Origin of the sequence: Erwinia pyrifoliae DSM 12163 (genome assembly GCF_000026985.1) — a bacterium.
In the GTDB taxonomy this organism is placed as follows: Bacteria; Pseudomonadota; Gammaproteobacteria; order Enterobacterales; family Enterobacteriaceae; genus Erwinia; species Erwinia pyrifoliae.
The window spans coordinates 893158-910530 of the sequence record NC_017390.1 but is presented as its reverse complement, the minus strand read 5'-3'; the positions used below and the strand labels follow the sequence as shown (position 1 = coordinate 910530).

The following is a 17373-nucleotide window of genomic DNA, read 5'->3' as shown; positions in this document are numbered from 1 at the left end:
TTATACGTTTATTTTTCTACCCCTGATGAAATTAATGTTCTTTTTCTAAAAGCCCGGAAAGAAAACTGTTATACGAGCTTAAGACGGGCATTGATCACATCTATTCCTTTTTTAGCCCTGTAAACTCTCTCTTCTCATCTCAGTAACCCACAAAATCAGTACGCTGTAAAAAGTATTATTTCACACAAGCCCTTTTTTATTCGATAGCCGAATTACAGGAAAGATAACTATTTGATAGTAATAATTTTCAGATATTACTGAATATATAATAGGTAATAGTTCTGAGGATTTATCCCAGAAACAGGAAATAAAACATGCCCATACATTCGTTCCATCATAATAATTGCGAATTGACTCATCAAAAAGCGCATGATGATTTTGTTAAAAAACTGGCTAAAAATCCCGGGCAGCACAGCAGAAATATCATTCGACAGGAGTTATCCAATACATTTTTACATTGCCTTTCTCTGGCTACCAGCGTACAAAGCGACATCAATGGCATGACAACCAGCAGCAATGGCAGCGCAACTTCCCTGATTTACCCGTCTGCACATGATTTTACTTGCGCCAGCCAATATGATCCTTCGCAATCAATAGCATTGAACAAAGGCACTCAAAAAACCCAGAATAATCATTGCCCGGATCATCTTTCAAGCGGGCTTGTGCAGGAAGTCTTTCAGGCATTCGATAAATTCACCCGGTTGCAAACAGCAGATCTGTCTTTAAGGGAGCCGGGCGCTAAAACGATAACGCCCTGCCGCCAGTCAGTGACCATAGCCAAAATGGTTGGCAAGGGCATAACCACACTGCTGAACAAGATGAGTGGTTTAGCCTATCAGGCTAGTGATTTTATCTCTTATTATGATCCGCTACGAATTCGGCAGGTAGATGCCTTTTCTTATAACACTAACAATCAGATTCAAGTCGCGTTAAACAGGCGGATAATCAATAATGAAAGCGACATTGAAAATCCAGTACCTGACAAAACACATTATATCTCGGAAAATCAAACAGAACTTCACGAAATTATAGATAAGGGCCGGGAGGCAATAAGTCGATTTTATAGCGGGTATAATAACAAAAACCCAGAACTCAAAGAGCTGGCCACTAAGATTCTAAAAGAAAAAATAAAACAGCAATTCAAACTAGATATTGACCCTGACCATGTTTATTTTATGCAGTTCGATATGAGCATGTATGATGGCGATAAACTGCTTCAGTACGGCCCACCGATAGTAAAAAAAACGCTAACGGAATATCTTTTTACCAACTTTGGTCGTGAAGTTCAGGATTATCTGGTCAATGTGAATGTGGTGAGTGGTATCTACGATATTTCACAGGAACACATCAGGGTGCATGACTCATCCGATGCGATAAAAATAAAACCGACAGATTTTATTCAACTGGTATGGGATATCGATTTCTACAACTATGCGAAAGTAAAGCTGACAGATGACTTCAGCCACAAAAATGAGCATATCAAAAACCATTTTATCTCTTTTATAAACCACCTCGATAGCAGTCAGATTAACAGTGACTCGGCTAAAGATGCGCTAAATGGAGCGGGGATTTTGAAGAATAACAACGTTAGCGTAGTCCTTTTTGATATTAATCAGTACAGTACAGCAAACGCTTTCGTATTCAGAAATCAAGACCGCAACCGGGTGACACTTTATTTCCCTATGAGTGATTTCAAATTCATCTCTTTCAGGGGGGATTTTGAGATGCGCACATGGGTAACCCATGCCTGTGCAACTGAAGAGCACAGGAAAATGCTGGCTTCTCATTTCACCATAGCGAACAGACAGGATGGCCTGTTTTACTGCGGTGTGGATACCTGGCTGAATTCAATTAATCTTGATAATGGTTATGCTGACAGGATTGCTATCCAATCGACTCAAATCCCGGCGGAGCATTTTTTTGAAGTCTTATTTAATAACGTAAAGGATAAAACATTATCTGACCTGGACTCACAGGTAAAATCAGATGCCGAGGTCAGGCGTGACATGTGGGAAGAGATGGCAGATGCATCAAATATTATTCCTAACCCGGTATCACCGTTCTTGTCTCTGGCCATGCATATTGAGCATGCGATAAATGCTGACACCTATCAAGAAAAATTACAGGAATGGCGTAAGATAGAAAATGATGCCGTTAATCTCATCACCTTGGTCGTGCTGGATAAGGCGATAAAATTACCTGATACTGCAGGATATGAGTTTATAGAGGCTGTGGCGAAGGGCGTTGATGACGAAAACATCAGAGAACTTAGCAAAATTCTTCAGGGAAATGATGAATCTCCTGTACCAGAATATCATATTTTCAATCCTCAATCACCGGGGTGGGATTGGTTATTCGATGATAAGAACAGCGCTCCTCTCTCCCCCGGTGGGAATAATGCTCCCGTCAACACTGAGCCGTATTTCGATCCAGCCTCGCCGGAGTGGGAATGGCTTCTTAAAGAGAAAAATGGTATTCCTAAAAAAATAAAGCAGCTGACGAAATTTTTACCACCAAGAACTATCCGACATACTGACAACATAGAATTATTAAATAAAGTTATTTACGACTCTGTTTTTAAAAGCCTTCAGGAAAAACCTTTCGATATTTACTATGGGCTTGAAAATGATAAAACAGACACCCCAGAATATATAAAGCATGCAAGAATAGGAAGCAGAACCGCTTTAAAAGCAGCCCAAAGCCACATTAAGTCGGCAATTAACACATTAAATACAAAAGATCTTGAAGAAAATATAAAATCGTATTTATCTTCTGCTCTTGATACCACGGACCAAAACATAATCACAGAAGCAGCATCCAGACTAAGGTATCAAGTACAAAGAACAGATAATTACCTCACTGAATGTGAAGCAACGGGTTTTAAAAATATAGCATTTGTTTCTACAAAGCAAGTTGTCAACCCAAGAAATAAATTTTTATTTAAAAGTTCAATTACTGATTTGGCGTATCTTAAAAAAATTGAAATGGGTTTTTCCAGCAAGTTTGATCCGTACAGAAGAATATTTTTCATGCTCGATGTCAGCCATGAAATTAGAGTTGAGGGAAACAACATTATTAACAGAAATGATGGTCTTATTAATGGAGTAATAATGCATGAGGGATCCCATATGTCGACTGATACGATGGACATTATTTACAATGAGGATTTTGACAGAATTTTCGATCCGGGGAACCCAAAAGCTCTTCTGGACAAGTTTAATCATTATCTCACCAAAGATATCCTGAAGAAAAATAAAGATTTTGAATTATTCATGCGCATGGTTTATACCCATCTTGGTATCACTATGCCCTATGATGCTGATGTTGCTATCGACATGGTAAAAAATGATCACATGCTAAAAGCAAATCTGCTGATGAATAATGCTGATAATTTTGTTACCTTCGTCAAGTACTTGTCAGCTTTAAGTGATAATGCAAGAAACATCAGATCTACAAAGAAAAGAGATAATGCTGATATTGATGCATATATTACACTCATATTTACCGCAACAAGAGATATTTTTGTAAAGTTTCCTTAGCGTATGCTTTCCGATACAGGAATAAACCTGGCGATATAAATCACGATGAGTTCAGACCACAGCAGAAAAGCATTTAAATGCCGGCCCTTATCACAATTACCCTGCTATTATTTCATGTTAGTCTTCATATTTTTCACATCCGCGCACATTACCGTGCAAACGCTTTTATGCGTAAGCTATTCCTCTGATTTTCACCCGGTTAACTGAGTAAAGCGTATTTATTCACTCACGTCACCAAAGATAACATCTTTTAAACAAAGCATATTCCTCCCTTATAACCCATAACAAAGTACAGGATGTAAAAAATGACAATATCATCTTCTCAGCAAAATATCCGGGAGTATTACGACCATAAAGCACAGCAAGAATCGATTAATAAGATGGCGATAACCCCCGGTAGACATAGCGATAATATATTACGGCAGGACTTATCCAATGTATTTTTACACTTCCTGGCCCGGACTACCTGCGCACAGCAAAGCCACTGTAATTCCCTGACAACCAATAATACAGTTAACCCACCTTCAATCATTTACCCATCACCACATGATCCAATTTGCGTCAGCCAGCATGCCCCTGCTCAGGCAACGAGCTGGAAAAATACTAGTCAAAGCGACATCATCAAAAAAAGAAAAATAAATTATGACATCTGCCCGGATTTAAATCGGCTTGATCGGGAAGTTTGTCAGGCTTTTGATAAACTTACCCGACTGCAAGCAGCAGAGCAGACGCTGAGCAATCCGCCCGCTAAAAATTTATCTCCATCGACCCCGTTCACGACAACAGTAAAAATGGCTGGCGCTAAGATAACAAGCCTGCTGAGTCATATTGCAGGAGTTCTGAATAAGGTGGGCGATTTAATCAATCTTTATGACCCGCTAAGCCCCCCGCTGGCAGAGGCATTTCCCGTAAGTGAAAATAAATACGTTGGCAAAAGTGGCGACGAGAGAAGCATTATTGAAGGAATCGAAGATAAAATATTAAATCTAAAGAACAATTCTGATGATGTTGCGAAAAAAAAAGAAAATGATAATTTTATTCAAGCAGGGCGGGCAGCTTTGATCAGCTACTTCGAAAAATACAGCAATAAATATCCAGATTTGAAAGATATTGCAGCTACTGTTTTACAAGAAAGGATAAGCCAGCAATTCCATTTAAAAATCGATCCGAATAAGAGTTACTTTATCACTTTTATGGAACGCTTTGATAATGGCGTTAACATCACTTATTTCAAACCTTTGACCAAGAAAACGCTCACTGAATGCCTTTTCACTAATTTTGACAGCGACTTCTGGAAATACTACGTGCGGGTAGATGCGGTTAGTGCAATTTATGATATCTCGTACCTGGATAATCATATCACTGATTATGATTTTAAAGACAGGATAAAAATTGATGCCAGTAAGTTTGGCGATCTGGTTTGGAAGATTGATTTTTATAATTATGCTAAACAAAAACTAATCGAACGCTACAATAATAAAGACGCACACATCAAAAATATTTTTATTTCCTTTATAAATCATCTGGACAGCAGCCAGATTGACCATGATTCAGCCACAGACGTGCTCAATGGGGTCGGCTTGTTAAAAGACATTAACGTAACTGCGGCTTTTTTTGATATCAACGGCTACAGTGCGGCAAATGCTTTTATCTTCAAAAATAGTCACAGTGGGCGGATAACGCTATATTTCCCCAAAAGTGATTTTAAGTTTTTCTCTTTCAGGGGCGATTTTGAGATGCGGTCATGGGTAGCCAATACCTGCGCGACTGAAAAGCATCGTGCTATGATAGCTTCTCACTTTACCATCGCAAATAGGAAGAATAATCTATTTTATGATGGTATTGATGCCTGGCTAAATACAATTAATAAGGATAATAGTTACTCTGACCGAGTAGCAATAAAGGCAGTCGGGGTTTCGTCTGACAACTTCTTTACGGATTTTTTCAATAGCGTAAAAAATAAAGCATTATCCGATCTCTGGTCACAAATAAAATCAGATGCAAGGGTGGAGCGTGATATATATGAAGAGATGATAGAAGCATCAAATTTCATTCCTAATCCGGTATCACCCTTCTTAACCCTCGCCATCCATATTGAGCATGCTTTAGATGCTGTCACCTATGATGAGCAAATGCAGGCATGGAGTAAGATAAAAAATGACGCTGTTAGTCTTATTATAATGGTTGTTCTGGACAGGGCAATGGCATTACCTGATACAGAGGGGGATGCGTTTTTTGATTCGGTAAAAGAAAATCTTGATACTTCAGCGCTTAAAGTATTCCATGAGAGAGTTAAAAAAGATGGTGATTTAACCATCAATGATGTCAGGTACATTTATCGGAAGGAACCCGCCGGGGGGTTAACCGCTGAACAAATTGAAAGAATCAAAGCCATAAATGCGTTTTTACCCATAATGAAAGTGCCATTTACCGAAGATTTTCCGGCTTTAAACAGAGATATAGATAACTATATTACTCAGGATCTGCAGGGGCATACATATGATTTATATCACGGTTTACATCAGGATAATATAGTTCCTCCTTTTATAACGCTTGCACGCGTGAAGTACAGAATGGCTTTTAGATCTGCGCAAGAAAATATTGCTCTGGCAATAGCCAGGATAAGTGATGTTTCTTATGAAAATAAAATCAGGGAATATCTTTCTCTCTCTCTTAATACTCAAAATAAAAAAATACTTACTGAAGCGATATTCAGACTTAAAACACAATTATGGCGCACTCGTGATTTTTTGAATGAATCTGAAAGAAACAATTACAATAACATCATTATAGTTTCCACCAGACGGATTACAGATGCGCGCAATCCATTTAATTCCATTAGTATTATTCAAGATCAAAATCATCTCAGAACGATACCACTGGCTTTTACTTTTTTGGAAGATCCTCATTGCAGGATATTTATTATGCTTGACTCTAATGTACAGAATAGCCCCATTGGCAGTCCCATTATGGAGATGAACGTTAACTACCTGGACTCCACTTTCATACATGAAGGCTCCCACCTGGCGCTCGGTTCATTAGATATTTGCTACAATGAAGTACACGAAGAAACTTACTTACCGGGTAATACTCGCGTACTGCGTCAGAAAATAAACAGTGCAATAGATAGCGGAGAAATAAAAAATAATATTTCCTTCAAACGATTTATGAATGCAGCCTATCAGCACGTTGGTATAAACCAGCTCGTTGATGCTGATACAGGGTGGGATATACTCAAAACCACTCCAATGTTAAAGTCAAATATGATAATGGATAACGCTGATAACTTCGTCGCTCATGTTAAATATCTGGCAAACCTGGACCATAATAAAAAGTTTAAAAGAGATACAGATAAAGAAAATAGCGTCGATAGCGATAATTATCGCTATCTGGGGTTAGTATTTATCGCTTCGACAGAACGCCCTGCCAAAAAAGCTTAATTCGGACCGTTCCCATGAGTTCAGTCCGTTGGTTGACATAAAACTTCTGCGCCGGTATTAAACCAGCGTGCCGTAAATCGTCAGTAACGCCACCACGACCACCAGTACCAGGGATACTTTTTTCGCCAGTGCTACCGCCACGCGTGGCGTCTCAACCTTATCCAGGTGCGGATCTCGTTCCAGCGAGAACTGCGCCAGAGTAGTTAACACCTGATACTGCGAGGTATGGCGATCTCCCAGTGAGGCAAACCACGCAGGCAGCGCACGCTCACCATGCCCCAGCAATGCATAGGCAACACCTGCCAGCCGCACCGGAACCCAGTCTATCCAATGCAGAACGGCATCAACTCCAGACTGAGCGCGTGCCAGAGGCTCCGGCATACGTGCCAGCCAACTTTGCCAGGCGCGCAGAAACGCATATCCCACCAGCAGTACCGGCCCCCAGGCGCCGCCGACCACAAACCAGAACAGCGGAGCCAGATAAAAGCGGTAGTTAATCCACAACAGCGCATTTTGTAATTCGCGCAAATATTCACGCTCGTCGCAGTCAACGGGCATGCCGTGGATCAGCGTCAACTCTTCTGCCATCGCGTTATGTGCCGCAGTATCGTTGTGACCGGCGGCTTTCAGATAGGCGTGATAGTGCAAACGTACGGAACCCGCTCCAATACAAAGTAGCCCGACCAGTACCCAAAACAGCAGCTTAGGCACACCAAAAAACAGCCCTTTCAATGCCAGCAAACAGAGCGCCACCAGTCCCATGACCACCAGCAGCATTAGCAAGGTATGCGCCAGAGAAAAATGCTTACGCGATCGGAATAGCGGTATCAGATGGTGATCGAGCTGCCAGTGCTCGCCCAGTTTGAACAAACGTTCCCAGCCGAGAACCAGTAACAGACTAAATAATGTCATTCCTTAACTCCCGTTGTTTGGGTGTGGGATGCCAGAACGGCGCGAAACCGTGTCCAATCGAAAGAGGGTCCGGGATCGGTCTTTCGCTGTGGAGCAATATCGCTATGGCCGGCAATATGCCGGGCGATTGACGGGTAATGCTGAACCAGTAGTTCAGTGACCGCCCGTAACGCCTGATATTGCGCATCGGTATAAGGCAGCGTATCCGTGCCTTCCAGCTCAATACCTATCGAAAAATCATTGCAGACTTCGCGCCCCTGATAGCTGGAAACGCCAGCATGCCAGGCCCGCAGGTGAAACGGAACATATTGCACAATTTCGCCATCACGGCGGATCAAACAGTGTGCAGACACCTGAAGTTGGCAGATCCCGGAAAAATAAGGGTGAGCGTCCGCATCGAGTTGACCGGTAAATAGCGCATCAATCCACGGGCCGCCAAACTCACCGGGCGGCAGACTGATGTTGTGAATGACTAACAGCGAAGGCGCTTCATCATCCGGTCGCTGATTAAAATGCGGCGACGGCACGCGCCGGACGCCCGCGATCCAGCCATCTTGCAGCTGCATACCCTGCTCTCCTGTATTCTGATTGAAACAGGTTAACATGATTTTTTGCTGTTTAATCAAACTTCATTGCCACCACGCTTTGGTTCTCACCTTATCAAGGTACGCCATTCTTAGACAGCCACGGCTCCAGCTGCGCCAGTAAGATTTCACGCAGTCGTGCGGCGGCGGGTCGAATATTCTCTTGTCCCTGGTGCAACACAATTCCCAGTTCAGCCAACTGTGGCAAGCTGGTTTGATGCAGCTTTTATAACCCGGTGGGTAGCTGAAAGTCACAGCTTATTGCCCCCTGGCCTGCCTGCTGTTGGTAAATACGACACGCCAGGGAATACCAGCACCATCAAGGGCGTCAATCGACTGGAACCGCATCAGACAAGGTGCATCGAACAGTAGCAGCGGCAGTGACCCGCCCGGCGTATCATTACGCCTGTTCCGCCCCGGGCAGATTTAGCGCAGCACCGTTACGCTAATAACATCATCGGTGAAAGCCACACGCAAATACCTGGCTGGGATGTGTAACGTTGGCGGCGATTAAACTGACAGTTAAGCCCACAACCGTTCACTGACGACGCCCGTGCCGAGCGCTACCGGGTCGGCCATCTTTCCCTTCCGCATCACATGGTGCTGTAGCACGGGCGCTGGCTGGCAAGGTCGGAATAAACACGTTAGCATGTGCACCTTTGTTACCCTTTATTTCGGAGTTTTATCATGGTACTTCGCCGTTACGATGCGGGCAGCCGCCGTGCCGCCCTGCTCGACCGTATTGAGGATGATATTCCCCCAAGCGTAGAACAAGCGTTGCGTGAAGATTTGGGTGGCGAAATCGACCCGAGCCGTGACATTACTGCCAGCCTGCTGCCCGCCGACACGCGTTCTCATGCGGTGGTGATTACCCGTGAACCCGGCATCTTTTGCGGCAGACGCTGGGTAGAAGAAGTCTTCATTCAGTTGGGTAACAAAACGCAACTCACCTGGTTAGTTGATGATGGCGATGTCATTATTGCCGACCAGCCCCTGTTTGAAGTGACGGGGCCAGCCCCGCTCATCCTTACCGCCGAGCGCACGGCCCTGAACTTCGTGCAGACGCTTTCCGGCGTGGCGACTGAAGTCAGACGTTATGTCGCACTGCTGGAAGGTACCCGCACCCAGCTGCTGGATACGCGCAAAACCGTGCCGGGCCTGCGTAGCGCGCTGAAGTATGCCGTCTTGTGTGGCGGCGGGGCCAATCACCGTCTCGGCCTGTCCGATGCCTTTCTGATTAAAGAGAACCATATTATTGCCTGTGGCTCGATAGCCAAAGCCATAGAAAAAGCGTTCTGGCTGTACCCCGATGTTCCGGTCGAAGTGGAAGTCGAGTCGCTCGAAGAACTTGAGCAGGCGCTACAGGCCGGAGCGGACATAGTTATGCTCGACAACTTCAGCGTGGAACAAATGCGCGATGCCGTTAAGCTGAGCGATAACCGCGCCCTACTGGAAGTCTCCGGCAACGTCACCGACCAAACCCTGCGAATCTTTGCTGAGACCGGCGTGGACTATATTTCCGTAGGCGCTCTGACCAAACATCTACGGGCGCTCGATCTGTCAATGCGCTTCCGTTAACTCGTTTTCCTCTTTTTACTCCAGGCCAGCCGTCAGCGCTGGCCTTTTTACGCGCAGAATGCCGTTTTTGCGTAACGGCTTCAGGCAGCGTGTTTAGCAATGTAACTCAACCGGATACTTTGCGGCCTCCGCCTGAAATCTGCCGTTTGCCGCTGGCATTCGCTCCCTGCCGCGAACTATCGTGCTTAGCTCTTAACCACAAGGAGGTTTGCCATGATCCACCAACGGGGATTCACCCTGATCGAACTGATGATTGTTATCGCTATCATCGCCATTCTTAGCGCTATCGGCCTGCCCGCTTACCAGAGCTATCTGCAAAAGGCCGCATTGACAGATATGCTACAGAGCGCCATGCCGTATAAAACTGCCGTCGAGCTTTGTGCCATTGAGCGTGGTGGCAGCGGCAACTGCAGCGCAGGCAGCAATGGCGTTCCCACCGAACGCACCTCGCGCTATATTTCAGCCCTCAAGGTGAACGCCGGGGTCATTACCCTGACCGGTCAGGAAAGCCTGAAGGGGTTAAGCGTTAAGCTTACGCCACAGTGGGACAATAAGGACGGGCAGTTAAGCTGGCAACGTAGCTGTGCAAGCGAAGCTGCCGCACTGAAGGACGCTTGCCAGGATGTGTTCCGTTTTGATGAGGAGCCGGTGCCATGACACCGGCGACACAACGAGCGGTCGAAGCGATTTGTCTGGCTCATCAGGCGATTATCGTTGAGTTCAACGCACAGCGGCTACATATTGCGGTCGCTGAGACCCCCAGCCATACGCTGATGGCCGAACTGCGTTTTGCCGCCCACTGCCCTATTGAAGTTGAATGCTGGCCGCAAGCAAGGCTGGAGCAGTTTCACCAACGGAAGGAACTTCCGGCTCTGGCAGCAGCAGAGGGTGCGCCGGAGTACAACGGCACAGCAGTAGAAATCATCAACGCTTTACTGGTGCAAGCGTTACAAAAACGTGCATCTGATATTCATATTGAGCCGCAGGAAAGTAGCCTGCGGCTGCGTTTACGTGTCGACGGCGTATTACAGCAATTGCCCCTGGCCGGAGTGGAAAGCAGCACACCGCTGATCGCTCGTCTGAAAATTCTTGCCAGCCTGGATATCTCGGAACGTCGGGTGCCACAGGACGGGCAGTTTTCACTGCTGCTGAATGGTAATACCGAATCATTCCGTCTCTCGACCCTGCCAACACGATTTGGTGAAAAGGCCGTAGTGCGCCTGATGCAAAGCGATAGCCATGCCATTGCGCTGGAAAACCTCGGCATGCCCGGCTCGCTGTTGAAGCGCTACCGCGAAGCACTGGCTCGTCCGCAGGGGATGATCCTGGTCACCGGCCCCACCGGCAGTGGCAAAACCTTTACGCTTTATAGCGGCCTGAGCTGGTTGAATATCGCCACGCGTAACCTGTGTAGCGTGGAGGATCCGGTGGAAATCCCCATGTTGGGGGTCAATCAAACCCAGATCCACGCTAAGTCAGGGCTGGATTTTCACCGCGTGTTACGTGCTCTACTGCGCCAGGATCCCGACGTGATTATGATCGGCGAGATCCGTGATGCTGAAACCGCTGAGATCGCCATAAAAGCAGCGCAGACAGGGCACCTGGTACTTTCAACGTTGCATACCAACTCAACTACCGAAACGCTGGTGCGGCTTGGTCAGATGGGCGTGCCGGGATATTTGCTGGCATCAGCTCTTAAACTGGTCATTGCGCAGCGGCTGGTACGAAAGCTCTGTCCTCACTGCCGGCAACCTGCTACGGCAGTTTCCCATTTTCCTCCCCATATCTGGCCGGGAACCGTGCAAAACTGGCTGGCGGTGGGCTGTGAACGTTGCTTCTCGGGTTTTTATGGCCGTCTTCCTCTGTTTGAACTGCTGCCCATCTCCGCACGACTGCAAAACGCACTGGCAAAATCGGCCCAGCCGGAAGAACTGGCTAAAATTGCACGGCAGCAGGGAATGAACACGCTGTTCGTTGAAGGACTGCATTGCGTTAATCGCGGAGAAACAACGCTGGAGGAGCTAACGCGCGTAGCCGGAGGCAGCGATGGGTGAACGCTATCTGTTCCGCTGGCAGGCTATTGACGATAGTGGGCAACTCCACCATGGATGCAGCTTTGCTGTCAGCCCCGCACAGATAGCAGAAGAGCTGGCCGCACAACACCAGATGCCGCTAAAGATTTCGCGTGGCCGCCGCTACGGCTCTCGCCGCTGGCTATGGCAACAAAAGACTGCATTCTTACGTCAGCTCGCCACATTGCTCAAAGCAGGAATGCCACTGCCCGCATGTTTACAGTTATTGGCTGACGGGCATCCCGAAGCGGGCTGGCAGGCGCTGCTAATCCATCTGCATCAGCGGATCAGCGCCGGGGAGCCTTTTTCACAGGCGTTACGCGAGTGGCCCGATATTTTTCCGCCGCTGATCCCCGCACTGGTCCATATCGGTGAGCTAACCGGGGAGCTGGACGAATGCTGCCTGCAGCTGGCAATACAGCAGGAAAAGCAGCAACTGCTGCGGCAAAAGGTGCAAAAAGCGTTGCGTTACCCGCTGTTTATCATGGCCGTTGCCCTGCTGGTCAGCATCGGCATGCTGGTTTTTGTTCTGCCGGAGTTCGTCGCCATCTATCGCTCGTTTAACGCGCCGCTTCCTGGGTTTACTCAGGCTGTGATTACGTGCTCGCGAATTTTACAGCAACAGGCATTACCACTGTTCGGCGTTATCGTAGCGGCGTGCCTGCTGTGGAAAACGCAGCGCCTTAAATATCCTGCCTGGCAACGCTATGAGCAACGCCTGCTGCTCAGGCTACCGCTGGTGGCCAGGCTCTATCGGGGCAGCCAGTTAAGCCAGATATTTACTACCCTTTCATTGACCCAACGTGCCGGATTGACCCTGTTACACAGCCTGCAAGCGATAGAGCAAACGCTTTCCCCGCTGTTGTGGCGTGAGGCTGTCAGTCAATTGCAACAACATATTGCGGCGGGTTACCCGCTGCACCAGGCGCTGAAGTCGCACCCGCTATTTACTCCTCTGTGTTATCAGTTGGTTAAGGTTGGGGAAGAATCAGGCTCGCTGGATACGTTGCTGGTCAGGCTCGCGGTATGGCATGAACAGCAAACTCATCAACTGGCAGATACGCTGGCAGCAGCGTTGGAACCGCTGATGATGATAGTGATCGGGGGGATTGTTGGTACTCTGGTTGTGGCGATGTATTTGCCCGTGTTCAGACTGGGGGATGCGCTCGGATAGGCACTTATCCCGGCCCGGAATCAGGCAGGGAGAGGTCAGACAACTAATGATTAAACACGCGGTTTTCCTGCTCGTTAACGCGGATAAAGGTGGTACGTTTGGTCAGCTCTTTCAGCCTTTCAACACCCACACAGGTGCAGGCAGACCGCCCAGAATATCGCGCGCGGCCTGTTCCACGGGCCACGCAACGGCAACCGTACGATTTTATCCACTGCCGCACGATATTGCGCAATGCCACCCACATGGCGTTTCATGGCTGATTCAGAACTCATGCCGTAGAACAGCATATACCGTTCGCCATTTTCTTCCACCAGCGTACCCTCACATTCATCATGGGCGGCCAGCATACCGCCCAACATGACAAAATCGGCACCGCCGCCGAAGGCTTTCGCCACATCGCCGGGAGCCGAGCAGCCACCATCGCTGACAATCTGCCCGCCAAGGCGATGCGCCGCATCAGCACACTCAATAACCGCAGAAAGTTGTGAATAGCCGACACCGATTTTAACCCGGGCCGTACAAACAGATCCGGAACCGATGCCGACTTTAACCCTATCAGCACCGGAAAGGATCAGCTCCTCGACCATTTCACCCGTCACTACATTGCCTGCACAGATGGTTTTATCCGGGCAGACTTCGCGTGCTCGCTGCAGGAAGGCCACAAAATGCTCAGAGTAGCCGTTAGCCACATCGATACAGATAAAGTTTAGCATTGGTGACAGCGCAAGGATCGGCTGTAGCCGGGTAAAATCAGCTTCTGAGGTGCCGGTAGATACCATCACATGGCGCAACACCGCTGGCGAGACACGCTCAACAAACGCCCGCAACTGCTCAACGCTATAATATTTATAAACTGCGGTGAGAAGATCAAAAGAGGACAGCGCTTCTGCCATGCCGAAAGTACCAACAGTGTCCATATTGGCCACGATAATCGGTACACCAGACCAGGCGATACCCGAATTTTTGAAGGTAAACTGGCGCTCCAGTTCAACCTGAGAACGGCTTTGCAACGTGGAACGTTTTGGCCGGATAAGAACGTCTTTAAAACCTGGCTTACCTATCTTCTTCGATGCGCATAACAAATTTCCTGGTTGATGGCGTTGAACCGGATACGTTCCCTGTCTGGGTTACGCTTGCGGTCACAGGCAAAGTGCCAGCTCCAGTGACACTATCATACGCGCTAAATACGCGCAGACAAGACTGCGATATTTGCATTGTTTAAGTTACAATTGCCTAAATTTACCTGTAAATTTTTCGTGTGATCTGCGCCACATTATTTGCCTTCATACAGCGAATAATGGGCAGTCAAGGCGGCGAAAGCGGAGAAATATGCACTATATCGTGGCGCTGACCGGTGGCATCGGCAGCGGGAAAAGTACTATTGCTAACCTTTTTGCCGGACTGGGAGTCGATATTATTGATGCCGATGTTATCGCGCGTCAGGTAGTCGAGCCGGGGCAGCCAGCACTGGCTGCAATCCATACGCATTTTGGTGATGAAATACTGATGCCGGATGGCACCTTGAATCGGGCAAGTTTGCGTAACAAAATTTTCAGCTCTGCGGCGGATAAAAGCTGGGTCAATAATCTGTTACATCCTCTTATCCACTGCCGGACGCAGCAGCAGTTAGCATTAGCGCGCTCTGTATGGTGCTTGTGGGTTGTCCCGCTCCTGGTAGAAAACCATTTGCAACATCATGCCGATCGCGTGTTGCTGGTAGATGTAGACCGCGCAACCCAGATAGTCAGAACCACCCAGCGCGATAACATCAGTCGTGAACAGGTTGAACACATACTTGCTGCCCAGGCAACGCGTGAAGCACGTCTGGCCGTGGCAGATGACATTATTGATAACTGCGGGTCACCGGAAACGGTGATTGCGCGCGTTGCCGAACTTAATGAGCGTTACATGGCTCTGGCTGCGGCAACCGATCGGGATTAACGGTATGAGCACAACGGTTCTTTTTGAGCACCCTTTGAATGAGAAAATGCGTACCTGGCTGCGTATCGAGTTTTTATTAAAACAGCTGACTGCCTGCCAGATAATTGTCGATCACCTGGGCGCACTGACATTTTTCCGTAATGCTGCCGAACTGCTGGACGTGTTTGAACGTGGAGAGCTGCGTACCGAGATCCTTAAAGAGCTGGAACGCCAGCAGCAAAAGCTGCTGTCATGGGCCGAGATCCCCGGCGTTGATATGACGCGAATTGATGCGCTCAGAGCTGAACTTAAAAGCTGCGCAGCCTGCTTAATTGCTGCACCGCGCATGGGGCAACTGTTGCGCGAAGAACGCCTTATTAGCCTGGTGCGCCAGCGCTTAAGTATCCCCGGGGGCTGCTGTAGTTTTGATCTTCCCACCCTGCATATCTGGCTGCATATTGAACAAAAGCAGCGTGACCAGCAGGTGGCTGTATGGCTGGAGTCTTTAGCCCCGATTCGTGATGCGCTAACGCTAATCCTTGACCTGATTCGTCAGTCCGGGATATTACGAACCCATACCAGCCTGAATGGATTTTTCCAGGACAATGCCGGAGGTGCAGATTTGTTGCGCTTACAGCTTCATCTTGAGGATGCGTTATATCCTCAGGTCTCCGGCCATAAAAGTCGTTATGCCATCCGTTTCCTGCCGTTGGACAGTGAACGAGGCGAAGTCCCCGCCCGCTTCAATTTTGAGCTGGCCTGTTGTTAAGGTAGATGCCATGAATGAGGTAACCGTCGTTAACTGCCCAACCTGCGGCAAGCAGGTAATCTGGGATAAACTGAGTACCTGGCGCCCGTTTTGCAGTAAACGCTGCCAGCTTATCGACCTGGGGGAATGGGCCGCTGAAGAGAAGCGTATTCCCAGCAGCGGCGATTTCAATGACAGCGATGACTGGAGCGAATAGCTGCTCGATCGCCAGTAAGCAGCCTGAAATAGCGTGGTCGATCAGTTGCCCGCTTTCAGCCTGACAACCATCTCAGCATTCGCAGGTGGAAACTCCGCAGCGTTAAGTTGACTCTGCGCAACCCAACGCTGCGGCTGTCCTTCGCGGCCATAAGGCTCCCCCTGCCAGCGGTCTACGATAAAAAAATGCAGCGTCACGCGGAGATCGGTATAGGTATGATCGACTATATCGTAAGGTTCGGCATTCAGGACTGCGATACCCGTTTCTTCCATTAATTCACGTTTCAGAGCCTGTTCAGGCGTTTCACCCGCTTCAATTTTCCCACCGGGGAACTCCCACATATTCCCCATATAAGCGCTGGCTGAACGCTGAGCTAAAAAAATCTGCTGTTGATTATTGCGGATAATACCTACTGCAACCTGTAAATGTTTCATCGCCGTTCACTCCAGAAAGATCCAAGCCGGATGGCGACAAACAATATCATTGATGCCAGTTGTTGTCTTGGCCCTCTATACACTTTCACCACCCGATCATTGTCAGTGGATTGACGATTTCATCATCACAGCGGACATTGTTAGGCGTTATGGATATTCAGCATCGGCTTGTAGTCACAGCAACCTATCTGTTACGCACCGCAGCAACAGATGGACTCAGTAATATACTGAATATCACACAGATGAGAATTAAAATAAGAAGTCAGATGATTTTTGCCGGTATTTTAACATTACTCATGTCACCACCTTAACCTCATTGATTAAATTTCAGCCACCACAGACAGAAGACTTCCTTATCATTTTATTGGCTAGCATGCATATTATTTCTCTGGTGATGACCTTGCTGCTAATTCAGAAAGAATAAAAACAAAACCTGACGGATTAAAAAAACAGCAACGCCAAGACCTGCACCTTAAATTAGTCGAAAATAATAATTGTCAGATTATGTAAACATGACAACAAAACAAATACTCAATGCTTTTTATAAGGCAGTTTAATATAAATTAAGGCCTTATTACTCGTTAAATAACAAAGCGATAAAGTGATGAAAATCAATAAAATGCCAAATTTTAATGAAAAATTAAACTTATTGTGTGTTGCAAAAAAACTACCTAAACCTCTATGCTTGCCGTCAAGTTATGGTCCTGAACAATCCAGTTAGAGAAAAAGCGACAGGTTATTTGAAGCGTTTTTCA

Annotated in this window: 13 protein-coding genes and 1 pseudogene; 9 read left to right on the top strand and 5 right to left on the bottom strand. The window is 47.2% G+C overall.

Annotated features, from left to right (window positions below; genetic code table 11):
- Nucleotides 1–314: 314 nt before the first annotated feature.
- Together EPYR_RS04045 and EPYR_RS04040 are read left to right on the top strand one after the other, a co-directional pair.
- Nucleotides 315–3539, top strand: a complete 3225-nt coding sequence (locus EPYR_RS04045; protein WP_012667139.1) for a dermonecrotic toxin domain-containing protein — start codon at nucleotides 315–317, stop codon at nucleotides 3537–3539.
- Nucleotides 3540–3844: 305 nt separating this feature from the next.
- The gene (locus EPYR_RS04040; protein WP_012667138.1) at nucleotides 3845–6979 is read left to right on the top strand and encodes a dermonecrotic toxin domain-containing protein; all 3135 of its coding nucleotides are present in this window, start codon (nucleotides 3845–3847) and stop codon (nucleotides 6977–6979) included.
- 57 nt (nucleotides 6980–7036) lie between these two features.
- Here EPYR_RS04040 and ampE read toward each other — a convergent pair whose 3' ends face one another.
- The 3 genes from ampE to EPYR_RS21330 all read right to left on the bottom strand — a co-directional run bounded on the left by ampE (nucleotide 7037) and on the right by EPYR_RS21330 (nucleotide 8674).
- Complete coding sequence (ampE, locus tag EPYR_RS04035; RefSeq protein ID WP_012667137.1) at nucleotides 7037–7891, bottom strand: beta-lactamase regulator AmpE; 855 nt, start codon at nucleotides 7889–7891, stop codon at nucleotides 7037–7039.
- On the bottom strand, nucleotides 7888–8457 hold the full coding sequence (gene ampD / locus EPYR_RS04030) for a 1,6-anhydro-N-acetylmuramyl-L-alanine amidase AmpD (RefSeq protein WP_012667136.1): 570 nt from the start codon (nucleotides 8455–8457) through the stop codon (nucleotides 7888–7890). The genes ampE and ampD overlap by 4 nt, the downstream gene beginning before the upstream one ends.
- Nucleotides 8458–8551: 94 nt before the next feature.
- Entirely contained in the window at nucleotides 8552–8674 is a 123-nt protein-coding gene (locus EPYR_RS21330) for a hypothetical protein (protein ID WP_259817719.1), read from the bottom strand.
- Nucleotides 8675–9162: 488 nt separating this feature from the next.
- On the opposite strand from EPYR_RS21330, the gene nadC reads away from it, so the two are divergent.
- From nadC to hofC, 4 genes are all read left to right on the top strand, one after another.
- Entirely contained in the window at nucleotides 9163–10053 is an 891-nt protein-coding gene (nadC, locus tag EPYR_RS04025) for a carboxylating nicotinate-nucleotide diphosphorylase (protein WP_012667135.1), read from the top strand.
- Between the two features lie 213 nt (nucleotides 10054–10266).
- The gene (gene ppdD / locus EPYR_RS04020) at nucleotides 10267–10710 is read left to right on the top strand and encodes a prepilin peptidase-dependent pilin (protein WP_012667134.1); all 444 of its coding nucleotides are present in this window, start codon (nucleotides 10267–10269) and stop codon (nucleotides 10708–10710) included.
- Nucleotides 10707–12107, top strand: coding sequence for a type II secretion system protein GspE (gspE, locus tag EPYR_RS04015; protein WP_012667133.1), 1401 nt, complete (start codon nucleotides 10707–10709; stop codon nucleotides 12105–12107). The genes ppdD and gspE overlap by 4 nt, the downstream gene beginning before the upstream one ends.
- Entirely contained in the window at nucleotides 12100–13299 is a 1200-nt protein-coding gene (hofC, locus tag EPYR_RS04010) for a protein transport protein HofC (protein WP_012667132.1), read from the top strand. The genes gspE and hofC overlap by 8 nt, the downstream gene beginning before the upstream one ends.
- Before the next feature lie 43 nt (nucleotides 13300–13342).
- On the opposite strand, the pseudogene EPYR_RS04005 reads toward hofC, so the two are convergent.
- Nucleotides 13343–14376: pseudogene (locus EPYR_RS04005) on the bottom strand (GMP reductase).
- Between the two features lie 252 nt (nucleotides 14377–14628).
- On the opposite strand from EPYR_RS04005, the gene coaE reads away from it, so the two are divergent.
- Genes coaE through yacG form a run of 3 tightly spaced genes read left to right on the top strand, consistent with a single transcriptional unit; the run spans nucleotide 14629 to nucleotide 16184 of the window.
- Nucleotides 14629–15240 carry a dephospho-CoA kinase gene (gene coaE, locus EPYR_RS04000; RefSeq protein WP_012667130.1) on the top strand — a complete coding sequence of 204 codons (612 nt, stop codon included), beginning with the start codon at nucleotides 14629–14631 and terminating at the stop codon, nucleotides 15238–15240.
- 4 nt (nucleotides 15241–15244) lie between these two features.
- Nucleotides 15245–15988 (top strand): cell division protein ZapD, encoded by a 744-nt coding sequence (zapD, locus tag EPYR_RS03995; RefSeq protein WP_012667129.1) that lies wholly within the window; start codon nucleotides 15245–15247, stop codon nucleotides 15986–15988.
- A gap of 10 nt (nucleotides 15989–15998) precedes the next feature.
- Complete coding sequence (yacG, locus tag EPYR_RS03990) at nucleotides 15999–16184, top strand: DNA gyrase inhibitor YacG (RefSeq protein WP_012667128.1); 186 nt, start codon at nucleotides 15999–16001, stop codon at nucleotides 16182–16184.
- A gap of 41 nt (nucleotides 16185–16225) precedes the next feature.
- On the opposite strand, the gene mutT is transcribed toward yacG, so the two are convergent.
- Entirely contained in the window at nucleotides 16226–16618 is a 393-nt protein-coding gene (gene mutT, locus EPYR_RS03985; protein ID WP_012667127.1) for an 8-oxo-dGTP diphosphatase MutT, read from the bottom strand.
- Between the last annotated feature and the right edge of the window lie 755 nt (nucleotides 16619–17373).